At 49.9% G+C, this 15008-nt stretch carries 11 protein-coding genes; 7 read left to right on the top strand and 4 right to left on the bottom strand.

The genetic code is table 11. The annotated features are described in order from the left end of the window. Positions 1 to 54 precede the first annotated feature (54 nt). The 7 genes from mtgA (at position 55) to ST42_RS08135 (ending at position 8934) form a co-directional block, all read left to right on the top strand. Positions 55 to 801 carry a monofunctional biosynthetic peptidoglycan transglycosylase gene (mtgA, locus tag ST42_RS08165; RefSeq protein WP_042519467.1) on the top strand — a complete coding sequence of 249 codons (747 nt, stop codon included), beginning with the start codon at positions 55 to 57 and terminating at the stop codon, positions 799 to 801. A gap of 57 nt (positions 802 to 858) precedes the next feature. Continuing rightward, complete coding sequence (locus ST42_RS08160; RefSeq protein ID WP_044073155.1) at positions 859 to 3279, top strand: ATP-dependent helicase; 2421 nt, start codon at positions 859 to 861, stop codon at positions 3277 to 3279. A gap of 55 nt (positions 3280 to 3334) precedes the next feature. Next, positions 3335 to 4687, top strand: coding sequence for a serine hydrolase domain-containing protein (locus tag ST42_RS08155; RefSeq protein ID WP_231556976.1), 1353 nt, complete (start codon positions 3335 to 3337; stop codon positions 4685 to 4687). 331 nt (positions 4688 to 5018) lie between these two features. After that, complete coding sequence (locus ST42_RS08150) at positions 5019 to 5471, top strand: NfeD family protein (RefSeq protein ID WP_044073153.1); 453 nt, start codon at positions 5019 to 5021, stop codon at positions 5469 to 5471. 21 nt (positions 5472 to 5492) lie between these two features. Next, on the top strand, positions 5493 to 6446 hold the full coding sequence (locus ST42_RS08145) for an SPFH domain-containing protein (protein ID WP_022317363.1): 954 nt from the start codon (positions 5493 to 5495) through the stop codon (positions 6444 to 6446). Between the two features lie 160 nt (positions 6447 to 6606). After that, on the top strand, positions 6607 to 7698 hold the full coding sequence (wecB, locus tag ST42_RS08140; RefSeq protein WP_044073152.1) for a non-hydrolyzing UDP-N-acetylglucosamine 2-epimerase: 1092 nt from the start codon (positions 6607 to 6609) through the stop codon (positions 7696 to 7698). A gap of 171 nt (positions 7699 to 7869) precedes the next feature. Beyond that, positions 7870 to 8934 carry a bifunctional 3-deoxy-7-phosphoheptulonate synthase/chorismate mutase type II gene (locus ST42_RS08135; protein ID WP_022317365.1) on the top strand — a complete coding sequence of 355 codons (1065 nt, stop codon included), beginning with the start codon at positions 7870 to 7872 and terminating at the stop codon, positions 8932 to 8934. Positions 8935 to 9169: 235 nt separating this feature from the next. Here the strand turns inward: ST42_RS08135 and ST42_RS08130 are convergent, their stop codons facing one another. From ST42_RS08130 to ST42_RS08110, 4 genes are all read right to left on the bottom strand, one after another. After that, a complete protein-coding gene (locus ST42_RS08130; RefSeq protein ID WP_022317366.1) occupies positions 9170 to 10804 on the bottom strand; it encodes a dipeptidase in 1635 nt (544 codons plus the stop codon). 42 nt (positions 10805 to 10846) lie between these two features. Then, positions 10847 to 11695: a carboxylating nicotinate-nucleotide diphosphorylase gene (gene nadC, locus ST42_RS08125; RefSeq protein WP_022317367.1), complete on the bottom strand. Its 849-nt coding sequence runs from the start codon at positions 11693 to 11695 to the stop codon at positions 10847 to 10849. Between the two features lie 85 nt (positions 11696 to 11780). Continuing rightward, on the bottom strand, positions 11781 to 12260 hold the full coding sequence (locus ST42_RS08120; protein ID WP_022317368.1) for a hypothetical protein: 480 nt from the start codon (positions 12258 to 12260) through the stop codon (positions 11781 to 11783). A gap of 267 nt (positions 12261 to 12527) precedes the next feature. Beyond that, positions 12528 to 14822 carry an NADP-dependent malic enzyme gene (locus ST42_RS08110; protein WP_042519472.1) on the bottom strand — a complete coding sequence of 765 codons (2295 nt, stop codon included), beginning with the start codon at positions 14820 to 14822 and terminating at the stop codon, positions 12528 to 12530. Between the last annotated feature and the right edge of the window lie 186 nt (positions 14823 to 15008).

Here is a 15008-nt window from a genome sequence, read left to right as displayed (position 1 = left end):
AATAGATAGGACTATGAGAGTTTCCTTCGTTTACTCGTCAACAAAACAAGAAAAATGAAAAAACTGGGTATTATTACCAAGATAATACGATGGGTGGTGGTAGCCTTCTTCGGCTCCACCATTCTTGTTGTAGTGCTATACAGGTTCCTGCCCGTATACTACACTCCACTGATGTTCATCAGATGTTTCCAGCAGGCAGCAGAAGGCGAAACAATGAAGATGCACCACCACTGGGTGTCTATCGACAAGATATCGCCACACATGCCCGTGGCTGTGATGGCAAGCGAAGACCAAAGATTCCTGCTACACCACGGGTTCGACTACAAAGCCATTGAGCAGGCTGCAATACACAACCTCTCGAACAAGAAGAAGCACGGAGCAAGCACAATAAGCCAGCAGACAGCCAAAAACGTGTTCCTTTGGCCAGGGCGCTCGTGGGTGAGAAAGGGATTCGAAGCATACTTCACGGTGCTCATAGAATTCATGTGGAGCAAGCAGAGGATAATGGAAGTGTATCTGAACTCCATAGAGATGGGCGACGGAATATACGGAGTAGACGCCGTGGCGACGGACAACTTCCAGACCACTGCCGCCGACCTGAGCAGGGCTGACTGTGCGCTGATAGCGGCAACGCTGCCCAACCCGAGGAAATTCAGCTCTAAAGACCCTGGACCATACATGAGGAAAAGGCGCAGCCAAATAGAGCAGCAGATGAAATTCATACCGTCGTTCCCAAAAGAGGGAGAAGACATCAACCCCGAAACATCAAGCGGAGGAATCTACCGCAACAGAAAAAGATAAAGCACACACGGCACTCAACAAGTTTCAACAACGAAAACCCATCAACGAAAAGAAGAAATGACCCACGAATTGAACGACAGCCAAAGAGCGGCAGTAGAATACTGCGACGGACCGTCACTGGTAATAGCCGGAGCAGGTTCGGGAAAGACGCGCGTGCTGACATACAAAGTGGCATATCTGCTCGAAAAGGGCATCATGCCATGGAACATCCTTGCGCTGACCTTCACGAACAAGGCGGCAAACGAAATGCGCCAAAGAATAAATGCAATAGCTGGCGATAACAGGGCGCAATACATCAGGATGGGAACTTTCCACAGCGTGTTTTCAAGAATACTCCGCGTAGAGGCGGAAAGAATTGGATACAGCCAGAACTTCACCATCTACGACGATGCCGACCAGAAGAGCCTCATCAAAGCCATAATAAAAGAACTCGGACTCAACGACAAGGTGTATAAGCCATCAACAGTGGCTTCGAGGATAAACATGGCGAAAAACAACATAATAACGCCCGACGACTACGCCAACGACAGGGCTATCATGACGAGAGACTTCGAGACACACATGCCCGATGTGGCAAAAGTGTACAAGGCATATAGCGAAAGATGCAGAATGGCAAACGCCATGGACTTCGACGACCTGCTCACCAACACATATCTGCTGCTGCAGGAAAACCCTGACGTGCTGGAAAAATACGCCACGGCATTCGAATACATCCTCGTGGACGAATATCAGGACACCAATGCCGTGCAACAGAAAATCGTGGCGCTGCTGGCAAGTAGACACAACAGGATATGTGCCGTGGGTGACGACGCACAGAGCATCTACGCCTTCAGAGGGGCAAACATCGACAACATGCTCGGATTCGAAACGGCGTTCAAGGGCACAAAGGTGTTCAAGCTGGAACAGAACTACCGCAGCACGAAGAGAATAGTGGCAGCGGCAAACAGCCTGATACGCCACAACATGAGACAGATAAAGAAAGACGTGTTCAGCGAAAACGACGAGGGAGAGAAGCTGCTGCTCAATATGGCATACAGCGACAAGGAAGAGGCGTCGATAGTATGCAGCGAGATAAAGCGCACAATGAAAAAGCAAGGATGCGACTACAACGAATTCGCCATTCTATACAGAACCAACGCACAAAGCCGGTCGTTTGAGGAGGCGCTCAGGAAAAGCAGTATGCCATACAAAATCTACGGCGGACTGAGCTTCTATCAGCGAAAGGAGATAAAAGACGTGATAGCATACTTCAGACTCGTGGCAAACCCCGACGACGAAGAAGCGCTCAAGAGGGTGATAAACTATCCGGCAAGGGGTATCGGAAACACTACGATGCAGAAGATAACGGCAGCGGCAGCCACCGCGGGCACAAGCCTCTGGAGCGTGATAAATGCGCCACAGCATTCGGGACTCAACCTGGGAGCGGCAACGCTGAAGAAGACTGAGGCCTTTAGGCTGCTCATCGCTTCATTCATAGAAAGAATACAGACCGACGACGCATACTCACTGGGCTACGACATAATAAAGGAGAGCGGAATAGCTGCCGAACTATATGCTGACAAAGAACCGGAGAGCATCGCCAGACAGGAGAACCTGGAGGAATTCCTGAACAGTCTGCAAGACTTTGTGGAAAGCCGCAAAGACGATGCCGAACAGCAGCGAAACATTCTTATCACAGACTTCCTGCAGGAGGTGTCGCTTCTTACTGATCTGGAAAGCTCAGAAGACGACACGCAGAAGAAAGTGAACCTGATGACGATACACAGCGCCAAGGGACTGGAATTCCCACACGTGTTCATAGTGGGACTGGAAGAGAACATATTCCCGAGCCCCATGGCGCTGAACTCACAGCGGGAACTGGAAGAAGAGCGCCGACTACTATACGTGGCTATCACAAGGGCGGAGAAAAGCTGCACCCTATCATGCGCAAGAAACAGATACCGCTACGGAAAGATGGAATTCGACACACCGAGCAGATTCATCAGAGACATAGACCGCAGTCTGCTGTTGGTGAACGACATGACGAACGGCACAGGATTCACATCATCGCCCGCATCATCATACGGAGCAAAGAGTTCCAGCGCCCCATACGGCGAGAGCCGCAGCGCATTCTTCGGCAGAAGGCAGGCGGCAAACACATACTTGAAGAGAGAAAACGGCAGCAGCACAACAAACGGCGCCCCTAACAGCTTCGGAAAATACAAGAGGATAAGTTCCGGCAACGCAACTTCGGCATACGGCAGCCCTTATGCCAACACCTCACAAACGACACAGAACAACGCCCCTGCCCTATCGCAGGTGACAACGCCAGGCGGAGAGCTGAGAGAGGGAGCCCTGGTGGAGCATTCACGCTTCGGCTTGGGTACGATAGAGAGAATAGAAGGAACAGGAGAAAACTGCAAGGCCACAGTGAGATTCAACAACTTGGGAACCAAGCAACTGCTCGTAAAATTCGCACGGCTGAAAGTGGTAAAATAAGAAAACTACTCCAGCATAATACCTGATAAACAGTCGCAAACAACCAGAATCAGAAATGACAAATACATATTATCACAACGGAAAGAGGAAAAAGAAAAAAGTGAGATACAGAAAGAAGAGAGTGGCAATGCTCGTAGCCGGATTCATAGGAATATGTTCCGCTATAACACTATCGATTACCGACTGCAGTAGCTGTTCTCACCAAGAGCCCGAAAAGGAAGAAATACCACAGACACACCTCAACGACACGCTGACAAACTGCATGTCGGACGCCCCGGCACTGGAGGGAATGGAGAATGAACTAAAGAGGTATTTCGAGAGATGGGAACTGAACGGCGCACAGATAGCAGTATCCAGGGGCGACTCGCTACTCTATGCCAAAGGCTTCGGATGGGCGGACAAAGAGGCAGGACAGGAAATGCAGCCGTCGAACATCATGAGGCTGGCGTCGGTGTCTAAGTTGCTGACGGCAGTGGGAATAATGAAACTTGTCGACGACAAGAAGATAAAACTCTCTGAACACGTGTTCGGAGCAAAAGGAATACTCAACGACACGGCTTTCACAAACGTGATAAAGGACCCGAGATACTTCGACATAACAGTGGAACAGCTGCTCCGCCACAAAGCCGGATTCACAACAGGAGCCGGCGACCCCATGTTCTCAACACGCTATATAATGATGCAGAACAGACTCACGGAAGCTCCTGACAACAAGACGCTTATGAAGATTCTGCTAAAGCGGAGGTTAGGCTTCACACCGGGCACGGCAAAAAGATATTCCAACGTGGGCTACACACTGCTCTCGATGATAATAGAGAAGAAGACGCGGATGAGCTACGAGCAGTTTATGACCGACAGCATATTCAGACCCGCAGGATGCTTCGACTTCCATATCGCCGGCAACTACCCAAAAGACAGGAGGAGCAACGAAGTTAAATACTACATGCACAAAGGATCGGAACCTGTGCTGGAATACAACAACAGCGGAAGAATGGTGGAGAAATGCTACGGCGAGAACGACATTCCACGGCTGCAAGGCGCAGGAGCATGGTGTGGTTCGGCAGCTGAACTGAGCCGGTTCGTGGCGGCGATAGACCTCGTGCCCGGAGCTAAAGACATTCTGAGCAAAGGGGCAATAGAATTCATGACACGTGAAATGCCTGACTACGACTTCTCCATCGGATGGAACTTCACACCAGCCAACGGCCCATGGATAAGGACAGGCTCGCTATCGGGTACAAGCGCCATTATCCTAAGATACCCTGACACGGAATGCTGGATTCTCATCACCAACACGAGCACGTGGAAGGGACATGGATTCTCGAAAGACACCATGAGACTATTCGAGAAACTGAGAAAAGAATACAGTTCGAAATTCCCGAAGAGGAACTTGTTTCTCGCTGAATGACGAAAGTACAACAAAAAAGAACTGTAATTCCTGCTCGGGAGAATTATGAATGCCAGCGAAAATGTGGACAATCGTCATGCTATAATAGCGTAAAAAGAGCAATTTGGAAAATAATTCATGCCAATGTGGCTTTTTTGACACCCACTTGTTGCAAGTTAAGTAAATAATACGTAAATTTGTAAGCGTAAGCCCAAGCAGACATGCGGCTTATCAATGACTTATGAAGCAGCTGACTTCAAGACAGAAAGGCTGCCAACAAAACAACAGAAAGAGTAGCCTGCGTCTCCCCTTGGGGAGGGCAGAAAGCTTATAAATCGTTAACTTAAATAATATGATAGACTATTTTGCACAACACCTTTGGCAAATGTGGGCACTGGTATGTATCGTTTGCCTGATTCTGGAACTCACCAACGGTGACTTCTTCATTATGTGTTTCGCCATCGGAGCGATCTGCTCTGCGGTATTGTCAGCATTCGGACTGCCGTTCTATGCCGGACTGGCTGTGTTTGCAGCGGCATCGGTGCTCAGCCTGTTTTTCATACGCCCCACGTTGATGAAGAAGCTGCATCCCAGAGAATCCCTGAGACGGAGCAATGCCGACGCACTCATCGGAAGAAAGGCAAGGGTGAGCCAGACAATAGTGGAAAACGGATTCGGCAGAGTGGCACTCGACGGTGACGACTGGAAGGCTCAAGCCGCAGACGGAAGCTGCATCGAAGAGGGCCAGAACGTGATAGTGAAAGACAGGGACAGCATAATACTGACTGTGGAAAAAGAATGTTAAACCTATAAAACATACTCAATCATGAACATCGGATTATACGTGTTGGTGGCAATAGTGATTTGCGCACTGATATTAGTGAAGAAGAGCCTGGTGATAATACCACAGTCGGAAACGAAAATCATAGAGAGACTCGGAAGATACTACGCTACGCTGAAGCCTGGCATAAACATCATCATACCGTTCATCGACAGGGCAAAACCCATCATCACCATGAGCAGAGGAAGATACATGTATGCCACATCTATCGACCTCAGAGAGCAGGTGTACGACTTCGACAAGCAGAACGTGATAACCAAAGACAACGTGCAGACGCAGATCAACGCACTACTATACTTCCAGATTGTTGACCCGTTCAAGGCAGTATACGAAATCAGCAACCTGCCGAACGCTATAGAGAAACTCACGCAGACAACGCTGAGAAACATCATCGGAGAACTGGAACTCGACCAGACGCTCACATCCAGAGACACCATAAACACAAAGCTGCGCGCCGTACTAGACGACGCGACCAACAAATGGGGAATAAAGGTGAACAGAGTGGAGCTGCAAGACATCACACCTCCGGAGAGCGTGCTGCAGGCAATGGAGAAGCAGATGCAGGCAGAAAGAAACAAGCGTGCCACAATCCTCACTAGCGAGGGACAGAAAGCAGCGGCAATCCTGAAGTCGGAAGGAGAAAAGACCGCCATCATCAACAAGGCTGAAGCCGACAAGCAGATGGCAATACTCAACGCCGAAGGTGAGGCACAGGCAAAGATAAGAAAAGCCGAAGCCGAGGCTGTGGCAATAGAAAAGATAACCGAGGCAGTGGGAAAGAGCACCAATCCGGCAAACTATCTGCTCGCGCAGAAATACATACAGATGATGCAGGAACTTGCTGCAGGAGACAAGACAAAGACCGTTTACCTGCCGTATGAAGCCACAAACCTGCTGGGAAGCATCGGAGGAATAAAAGACTTGTTCAAATCAGAATAAGCAAAGCCCACTGAGAATAAGCAAAGCCCACTGGCAGAGGCATAAACAACGCCCACACGCAGAAACACAGCAAAGCCAGACAACTGAGCATAAGCAAAACTAACAGTTAGAGGCAATACAATAACACACATAAATAAAAAAAGACAATCGACAAGAAGAAATGAAAATTTGCATAACCGTTGGAGCAAGACCAAACTTCATGAAGGTGGCACCGCTCATCCACGCCATTGAAAAGGCAAAAAACGCAGGACAGGACATCGACAGTTCACTGATATATGCCGGGAGTGAAAACGACCCTACGCTAGAAGACTCACTCTTCAGCGACATGATGATAAAAAGACCCGATGTATATCTGGGTGTTGACTGCCAGAACCTGAACGAACTGACAGGAAGGGTGATGTCAGAATTCGACAGATATCTCACCGAAAACAAGACGGACGTGGTGATAGTGGTAGACGACCTCGCATCGACAATGGCGGCAGCGATAGTGACAAAGAAACACGGCATCGCACTGGCACACCTCGTGGCAGGAACACGCTCCTTCGACATAAAGATGCCAAAGGAGATAAACAGACTCGTCATCGACGGGCTCTCTGACTTCCTCTTCACGGCTGGCATCGGCAGCAACTCCATCGTAAACAGAGAGGGAGCGGAACTGTCACACGTATACGAAGTGGGAAACATACTGATAGACACTCTCAGATTCAACCACAAAAGGCTCTCAAGGCCTCACGTCTTCGACCAGCTCTGCATAAAGGAAGGAGAATACATAGTATTCACGCTAAACCGCAAGGCGCTGATAGAAAAAGAAGAAAACCTCAAGGCCATGCTTCTGTCTATGAGCAAAGCTGCGAAAAACACTCCCATAATAGCCGCACTGAGAAACAAAGCCAAGGAGACAGTGGAGAGACTGGCTGACGGAATGCACAACATCCACATCATCGACCCACTGCCCTATCTGAAATTCGGCTACCTCACGGCTCACGCCAAGGGAATAGTGACCGACTCAGGAAACGTGGCTGAAGAGGCAACATTCAACAATGTGCCATGCGTAACGCTGAACAACTACACAGAACACATAGAGACCGTGAAGGTGGGAAGCAATATACTCGTGGGAGAAGACGCTGAGAAACTTGCAGAATGCGTTACAGACATCGAGGAAGGACGATGGAAAAAATCATCGCTGCCCGACCGTTGGGACGGCAGGACTTCGGAGCGCATCGTACACATACTGCAGGAGGCAAAACTGTAAGCCTCAAGAAAAGTCCTTAAATAAGGAAGAAAGAATATATAAACAAGTACAAGTCCCCGCTTCAAAACAATAAGGAAGCGGGGATTTTTAACCCCGATCGTCAGAAAGTCATGAAACACGACATTTACTGTCAGACGACCACATGGGGTAGAAAAAAACAACAGACCTCCAATGGAATTAGAACTGCAACCATTAGCCCTGCCTTGCGACGGCGGAAGACCATTCGTAATAGCCGGCCCATGCTCGGCTGAAACCGAAGAACAAGTCATGACGACAGCCACACAGCTTGCCGCCAAAGGCTGCCACATCTTCAGGGCTGGCGTGTGGAAACCGCGCACCAAGCCCGGAGGCTTCGAAGGAAACGGCGAGAAGGCTCTGCCATGGCTGAAGAGAGCCAAAGAAAAGACAGGCATGCTCATCACCACCGAAGTGGCAACGCCGGAGCATGTGGAACTGGCTCTGAAATATGGCATCGACCTGCTCTGGATAGGAGCACGCACCACAGCCAACCCCTTCGCCATGCAGGCGCTTGCCGACAGCCTGAGGGGAACAGACATTCCGGTGCTCGTGAAAAACCCTGTAAACCCCGACCTTGAACTATGGATAGGTGCCATGGAACGTATCAACCAGGCAGGTCTGAAGAGGATTGCAGCCATTCACAGAGGCTTCTCGAGCTTCGACAAGAAACTGTACAGAAACCTGCCCATGTGGCAGATTCCCATCGAGCTGCACCGCCGCATCCCCGACCTGCCCATAATCTGCGACCCGAGCCACATCGGCGGCAGACGTGAACTCATAGCGCCCCTGTGCCAGCAGGCAATGGACTTGGGCATGGACGGACTTATCATCGAGAGCCACTGCGACCCTGAGAAGGCATGGAGCGACGCAAAACAGCAAATCACTCCCGACATGCTCGACAATATCCTCAGTCTGCTCGTCATACGCGACAAGTCTGTGACTACGGAGGTGATAAACGAAATGCGCAAGCAGATTGACGAACTCGACAACACCATCATGGAAGTCCTTGCCAAGCGCATGCGCATTTGCCGCGACATCGGCCAATACAAGAAGGAGCACAATATGACCGTGTTGCAGGCCTCCCGCTACAACGAGATTCTTGACAAGCGAGGGGCGCAAGGTGCGCTATTCGGCATGTCGCCGGAATTCGTGAAGGAAATCTTCGAAGCCATCCACGAAGAGTCGGTGAGACAACAGATGGAGGTGATAAACAAGTAGACTGGTTGACGAGTTAGAAAACAAATAAACCGACTGACAAGTAAGATAATATACAAATTTACGATTTAACAAATAGACGAGTAAGATAATATATACGAGTTGGACGAGTGAATACGAGTGAGACCAGTAAACAAGGAAAAGACAAGTCCCTGCCTGCAGAAATAATTCCGCCGACAGGGACTTTATCATTATTGACGATATTAGCCTTTATTATGTGCGTTCTGCTGCATGTGGATTACTCTGGCGATGCGAATCTGTCGCCCGTCTGCTTCACCAATGCGCGAGCCACCTTCTCTGGGAAACCTGTACGCTTCACGGTTGCTCCATTGCCGGTCTTGGTCCTCAGGAACTTGCCGTCCTTGGTAGGTTTCACAGCCATGTCATTATACTTCACGATGAGGTAAATTGCCAGTTCCTTCCATCTTGCAAGCATCTGCTGCGCCTGGGTGTTGCTGTAGTCCGTGAGATAGTCTACTGCCTTCTGCTCACTCTCGCCATAGAGCTTGAGTGCCTGTTTCTCTATCTCGCCCTGGTTTGCGATATAAGAGTTGTCGAGCGAGTCTCTCACCTCCTTGAGCGACGGGAACATCTGCGAGTAGCGAGGATAAACCATGTTACTGACCCAGTTGCACACCCAGAATGCGTTTTTGTCGCTGAATGTCACAGCGTCGGCTCCCGGCGTGTTGTAGCACTCCGGCTGCACTGTGTTTCCACAGTATATCGGTGTATATGCTACCATATTGCCGTCATCGTTTCCAAACCACAACACTCCTCCTATCTGGCGTGGCAGCCATGATCTCATCTGCGACACGTAAGAGAATGCCGTCTGCTGTGTAGAGACCGGACGCTCATTGAAATATGCCTTTCCATCTACCTTGAATGAAAGCGGTGTCGGACGGTATGGCATTTCCCATACACCCTGTCCCAAGTCATTTCCCAGGTCGAACGGTGTGCCCTCGTAGTGGTCGCGCATGCTTGCCTCAAGGTCTTGCAGTGAAACCTTCTTGTTTGGCACGATCCATAAAGGCATCGGTTCGGCGTCTTTCACTTTTCCCTCTACATAGGGCAGATATTTGTCCATGTCGCCAAAGCGGTTGAAGAAGCTCCACACTCTTGCCTCGCATGCTCTTCTACCGCTGAAGGTTGGCGCTGCGTAAACGTCACAGAAGCTGAAGTCCTTGTCCTTTCCTGTGAACCATCCTTTGCTTCTTGCAAACTTTATGCAGTCTTTGGAGAACATCACATTCTTCTTGTCCTTCTGGTCAAATGTGCGTATGCGGCTCTGGTTTGCGTGAGCGCAGATGGCATCGTCAGGAATGCGCACTGCCACCCATACTACTCCCTTGCTGCCGGGTCCCTTGCCCATCATTTCCATTATCCACGCCTCGTTTGGGTCACAGATTGTGAATGTCTCTCCCTCAGAGCAGAAGCCGTAGGTTTCCACGAGTCTGGTCATCACGGATATAGCCTCGCGGGCTGTTTTGGAGCGCTGCAGCGCGATATAGATCAGCGAACCGTAATCAAGGATTCCCGTCGTGTCCACCATTTCTTCTCTTCCTCCGAAAGTGGTTTCTCCGATAGTCACCTGATATTCGTTGATGTTTCCTATCACATTGTAGGTCTCTGCCGCCTGTGGTATCTGTCCGTGATATTCCTTTGTATCCCAGTCGTAGATTTGCAGCATCTCCCCTTTGGCGTGTTTGCCGGCGGGGTAATGGCATAGTCCCAGGAACATGCCGTAGTCGTCGGCGCTATAGGTACACATCACCGAACCGTCGGCACTTGCCTTCTTTCCCACTATGAAGTTGGTGCAGGCCAGAGCGTTGATCACGCCTGTACATAACAGTAATGATAAAAACAGTTTTCTCATGATATTGACTCTTCAAAAAAATTATTGTTATTTGAATTCCTTTCAACAAGCCTTGAAACTCATGTCGAGTCCCTTCACCGAGTGTGTGAGAGCTCCCACAGAGATGAAATCGACGCCACATTCCGCATAGTCGCGTATAGTGTCGAACGTTATTCCTCCGCTAGACTCAGTTTCATAGCGTCCGCCAATGAGTTCCACGGCCTTCTTAGTGTCTGCCACAGAGAAGTTGTCGAGCATTATGCGATTTACTCCTCCATGTGTGAGCACCTGGTTAAGCTCATCGAAGTTTCTCACTTCCAGCTCAATCTTCAGGTCGAGGTTTTTCTCTTTCAGATATGCATGACAGCGGTCGATGGCGTTTGTTATACCTCCAGCGAAGTCCACGTGGTTGTCTTTGAGCAGTATCATGTCGAAGAGACCTATTCTGTGGTTCATTCCTCCACCTATCTTCACTGCCTGCTTTTCGAGCATACGCATTCCAGGTGTCGTCTTGCGTGTATCGAGCACGTGTGTCTTTGTGCCTTTCAGCTTCTCCACGTATTTGTGTGTCATCGTGGCGATGCCGCTCATTCTCTGCATGATGTTGAGCATGAGCCGCTCTGTCTGTAGCAGCGAGCGCACCTTTCCTGTCACTACCATTGCGATGTCGCCTTTTTTCACTTCGGCTCCGTCGCCTATCAACACCTCCACTTTCATGGTGTTGTCAAATCTGTCAAACACTTTTTTTGCCACCTCTACTCCGGCCAGTATGCCGTCTTCTTTGATGAGGAGGTGTGATTTGCCCATTGCGTCTTCTGGTATGCAGCATAGCGTGGTGTGGTCACCGTCGCCGATGTCTTCCGCGAAAGCCAGGTCGATGAGCTTGTCTTCCAATTCTTCTACTGTGTACATTATGTTTTGTTGTTAATTATTAAAGTTGACGGGTTGAACTTCTCCTAACCTTATTTAAATAAGGTCAGGAACAGGTCTTGTTTTCCTACAGATACACTCCCACTCCGATGCGCAGTCCCACTTTCGAATAGTCTGAGTGGTTCTTTATCGACTGGTCGTAATATACTGACGGTTCTATCGTTACGCTCTTTCCGAGGAAGAATGCGTATCCGAGCTCCAGTCCCGGCATGATGTCGTTGTATCCGCTTCCGCCATGCACGAGACGGGCGTTGAGGCCCATATACAGTCCGTTCTGTATTATGTAGTAACGGCCCCCCACTCCGACAGCGAACTTGTCATCCACGTCTTCGTCGTGGCTGTAGCCTGCCATGACCAGTGCCATCCAGTTGTCTGCCACCAGATATCCGCCCTTTGCCTCCACTCCGAGGCTAAGCTTCTCTGCTCCGCTGTAGCTCAGATTGATTCCTGTCAGTGAGCCGTTGCAATAGTATTTTCCTTGTTCAAACTGTGCGCTTGCCGTCATGGTCATCAGGAATCCTATCGCCAGCAATAAAATTTTCTTCATAATTTATGTTTCTGTTTAATTCGTAATCCGCCTTCGGTACTCATTTTGCCGCTGGCTTGTGTTTATCTCTGCAAAAATACTCATTTTATCTGAACCTGCAAGGGTATAATCGAAATAAGTAATGGTAAAAAAACCGAGGAGCGGCAATTCTGCCTTTTCCCCGGTGTTTTCTTGTTTCCACATCCTTTCTGTGGTGTGTGTGTTTGACCTGTTTCTGAATTTCCCACAAATGGTCTTGCCCGTCCGTTTTCTCATTCAGACCGCTTGTCACGCATTGTGTTTTGCCTTGAGTTTTGCCACGTATGCGTCGATTACCGCCACTGCCGTAACGTTCACTATGTCGCGCACGGAGCTTTCAAAGTCGGTGAAGTGTATCGGCTTGTTGAGTCCCATCTGTATCGGACCGATTATCTCGGCATCGGTGTTCAGTCCCTGGAGCAGTTTGTATGCTCCGTTGGCGCTGCTCAGATTTGGGAACACGAGTGTGTTCACGTCTTTGCCCTTGAGGCGTGAGAACGGGAATTTGGAATCTCGCAGTTCTCTGTTGAGGGCGAAGTTTATCTGCATTTCTCCGTCGATGGCCAGCTCCGGGAATTGCTTCTGCATGGCAGCCACCGTCTCGTGCACCTGCAGCGGACTTCCGCAGTCGTCTGTTCCGAAGTTGGAGTAGCTTATCATGGCTATGTTCGGCTCTTCGTTGAAGAAGCGCACTGTGGCAGCGCTCAGTTTCGCCACGTCCATGAGCGTGTCTTTGTCGGGATGACGGTTGATGAGCGTGTCAGAGATGTAATACACTCCTTTGCTTGTGTTCAGGATGTGCATCGTGGCGAAGTGTGAGTAGCCCGGCTGTATGCCAACCACTTCTTTTGCCACTTTTATGGTGTTTGAGTATTTTGTGTAGAGTCCTGTTATGAAGGCATCGGCGTCGCCAGTCTCCACCATCATCATTCCGAAGTAGTTGCGCTCGAACATCTTGTCGTTTGCCTCGTCGAACGTGTAGCCTTCTCTCTGTCGTTTCTCTGCCAGGATGTGGGCATAGCGTTCGCGACGCTCCGCCTCTCTGTCGTGGCGAAGGTTCACTATTTCCACTCCGTCGAGGCTCAGGTCGAGTTCTTTTGCGAGTTTCTTTATGCGTTCGTCGTTGCCGAGCAGTATCGGCTGGCAGATGCCTTCTGCCTTTGCCTGCACTGCCGCCTTGAGCATCGTGGGGTGCAGTCCCTCGGCGAAGACCACTCTCTGCGGGTGTTTGCGTGCGGTATCGTATAGTTTCTGGGTGAGCTTTGTCTCTTGTCCGAGCATCTCGCGCAGCTTGTTCTTGTATGCCGCCCAGTCGGTGATTGTCGTCCTTGCCACTCCACTGTCGATTGCCGCCTTTGCCACTGCTGCCGATACTTCTGTGATGAGTCGCGGGTCAACGGGTTTTGGGATAAAGTAGAGAGGTCCGAAGGTGAGGTTGTTCACGTGGTACACATCGTTCACCACGTCGGGCACCGGTTGTTTCGCCAGATCTGCGATGGCGTGTACTGCCGCCAGCTTCATCTCCTCGTTGATTGCCGTTGCGTGCACGTCGAGTGCTCCACGGAAGATGTATGGGAATCCTATCACGTTGTTTATCTGGTTAGGGTAGTCGGAGCGTCCTGTGCTCATGAGCACGTCGGGACGGCTTGCCATGGCGTCTTCGTATGATATTTCGGGCACGGGGTTTGCGAGTGCGAATACGATTGGCTGTTCTGCCATTGAGCGTATCATGTCTTGCGTGAGCACGTTGCCTTTTGAGAGTCCCACAAACACGTCGGCTCCTTTTATCGCCTCTTCGAGGGTGTGCACGTCACGCCTGTCGGTGGCAAAAAGCTTCTTCTGTTCGGTCAGGTTTTCCCTGTCGCTGGTTATCACTCCCTTGGAGTCGAGCATCAGTATGTTTTCTGTCTTGGCTCCGAGTGCCACATACATCTTTGTGCATGATATGGCTGCGGCTCCGGCTCCGTTCACCACGATCTTGACCTTGGCAATGTCTTTGCCGTTCACTTCGAGTGCGTTTTTGAGTCCTGCCGCCGATATTATCGCCGTGCCGTGCTGGTCGTCGTGCATCACCGGTATGTCGAGTGTGCGTTTCAGCCTCTCTTCTATGTAGAAGCATTGCGGTGCCTTGATGTCTTCCAGGTTTATTCCGCCGAAGGTGGGCGCTATGCGTTCCACGGTCTCGCAGAATTTCTCCGGGTCTTTCTCAGCTATCTCGATGTCGAACACGTCGATGCCACCATATATCTTGAAGAGCAGTCCCTTGCCCTCCATCACAGGTTTTCCGCTCATTGCCCCGATGTCTCCAAGTCCGAGCACTGCTGTGCCGTTGCTGATCACGGCTACGAGGTTTCCTTTGTCGGTATATTTGTAAGCATCGTCGGGCTTCTGCTGTATTTCCAGACACGGGAACGCCACACCGGGCGAATATGCCAGACTCAGGTCGGTCTGGGTGCTGTAAGCCTTGGTAGGCTTGACTTCGATTTTTCCTGGGCGCATTCCCTCATGATAGGCCAGCGCTGCTTCTTTTGTGATTTTTACCATAAGAAATTTAAGAATTAATTGTTTGTGTCATTATCACTCGAATTGACAAGCCAGCGAGGATATTTCCCCACAATCCGCCATTGCCGGATGTCCGTTCGTCCAATTGACGAGTTTTTGCAAAATTACTAAAAAACTTGGGCGCACGAAGAAAAATAACAAATATTTTATTATCTTTGTAAAATCAAA

The organism is Prevotella pectinovora, from assembly GCF_000834015.1.
Lineage (GTDB): Bacteria > Bacteroidota > Bacteroidia > Bacteroidales > Bacteroidaceae > Prevotella > Prevotella pectinovora.
The sequence above is the reverse complement of the archived record's forward strand: the minus strand, read 5'-3'. Positions and strand labels throughout refer to the sequence as shown.

Coding starts and splice junctions, on each gene's coding strand:
- ST42_RS08120 (WP_022317368.1), bottom strand. CDS start 12,260: ATGAAGAAAATTTTATTGCTGGCGATAGGATTCCTGATGACCATGACG.
- wecB (WP_044073152.1), top strand. CDS start 6,607: ATGAAAATTTGCATAACCGTTGGAGCAAGACCAAACTTCATGAAGGTG.
- mtgA (WP_042519467.1), top strand. CDS start 55: ATGAAAAAACTGGGTATTATTACCAAGATAATACGATGGGTGGTGGTA.
- ST42_RS08150 (WP_044073153.1), top strand. CDS start 5,019: ATGATAGACTATTTTGCACAACACCTTTGGCAAATGTGGGCACTGGTA.
- ST42_RS08130 (WP_022317366.1), bottom strand. CDS start 10,804: ATGAGAAAACTGTTTTTATCATTACTGTTATGTACAGGCGTGATCAAC.
- ST42_RS08135 (WP_022317365.1), top strand. CDS start 7,870: ATGGAATTAGAACTGCAACCATTAGCCCTGCCTTGCGACGGCGGAAGA.
- ST42_RS08110 (WP_042519472.1), bottom strand. CDS start 14,822: ATGGTAAAAATCACAAAAGAAGCAGCGCTGGCCTATCATGAGGGAATG.
- ST42_RS08145 (WP_022317363.1), top strand. CDS start 5,493: ATGAACATCGGATTATACGTGTTGGTGGCAATAGTGATTTGCGCACTG.
- ST42_RS08155 (WP_231556976.1), top strand. CDS start 3,335: ATGACAAATACATATTATCACAACGGAAAGAGGAAAAAGAAAAAAGTG.
- ST42_RS08160 (WP_044073155.1), top strand. CDS start 859: ATGACCCACGAATTGAACGACAGCCAAAGAGCGGCAGTAGAATACTGC.
- nadC (WP_022317367.1), bottom strand. CDS start 11,695: ATGTACACAGTAGAAGAATTGGAAGACAAGCTCATCGACCTGGCTTTC.